General features: G+C 32.8%; 1 protein-coding gene. It reads left to right on the forward strand.

What is annotated here, in order from left to right:
- Nucleotides 1-642, forward strand: a 642-nt coding sequence (locus tag J2S25_RS19980; protein ID WP_500684441.1) for a DUF8371 domain-containing protein, incomplete at its 5' end; no start/stop codon positions are given.
- Between the last annotated feature and the right edge of the window lie 556 nt (nucleotides 643-1198).

The following is a 1198-nucleotide window of genomic DNA, read 5'->3' on the forward strand; positions in this document are numbered from 1 at the left end:
ATAGAGAACGTAGAACCTGATGGTGTAAAACTTCTTAGGAATACTCATACACCCTATGATGTAATAGGTATAATCTTTGAAGATGTTGATTTCCTTGAAGTCGGTAAAATATTTGAACTTTATAAGGAAAAGCCAGGAGTAGTTACTAATTTCTTTCACATTGATCTGGATTACTATAAAGAGTTAATGCCTGATGATATATGTGCGGAATATGAGTATATAAAACAAAGCATTAATAGTACTTCCATTGATAAACAGAATGAGGAAGAAACTACAGACACATTTAAAAATACAGTAATTAGTATGGTGGAAAAATTTAAACATATGGTTGAACATAAAAAAGGTCATGCAATTCTAAATACATCTGAAGGTCCAGTTAATGAAAAAGGAGTACAGGTGTTATTTAATATCATTGCAAATGTATATCTTGAAAATACAAATGTATTAGTAAGTTCAGAGGTTGATACAGGAAGAGGCAGTGTTGATTTCTACTTGTCTGTAGGAAAAGAACATAGAGCATTAATTGAATTAAAACTTGGTAACCATAAAAGATATACTGATGGAATAAAACTATCAATTACCTACTTACTTAAAAGCAGAAGATGCGGACTTCGGTGTGTTTGTACTTATCTGTTATTCTAAGGAGCAATATGACGAATCCAATAAATTATTTGAAGCTGCAAGTGATCTTAGCAGAGAATATAAAATGGATATTAGATTTCAAAGGGTTAATGCATCTGGCATACTTAAATCAGCTTCTAAGATTAAGAGTAAGTCAGAAATGGGGTTTGATGATTAGAAACTTAGCATTGCAAATAAAAGAAGCAGACTCTATTTATAAATATTAGGTGAAAGGGGAAGAAAAACTGCTCTATATAATAGTAGATACTCGGATATTTTAATCTATATTTTGCGTATTTTTATCCATACGTCCTCACGGCGCAGATCTTAACCAAGTCCATTTCAAGATTTGCGAGGAATACAGTCGATGCCCTTTATTAACTGCATTCCCGAGAATCTGTAACGATGAAAGCCAATAAGCCCCTGTGTTTCAACGGTTTATTAGCTTTTTTGATTGACTTTCACCTCGTTATGTTTTATAATTAACATAACGAGGTACAGGGGGACTGACTATGGCTGCAATTGTTTATCAAACCGACAAGAGAACTGGAATTACCTATGCTTACCAATCTATTTC

The organism is Mesobacillus stamsii, assembly GCF_030814065.1.
Lineage (GTDB): Bacteria > Bacillota > Bacilli > Bacillales > Cytobacillaceae > Mesobacillus > Mesobacillus stamsii.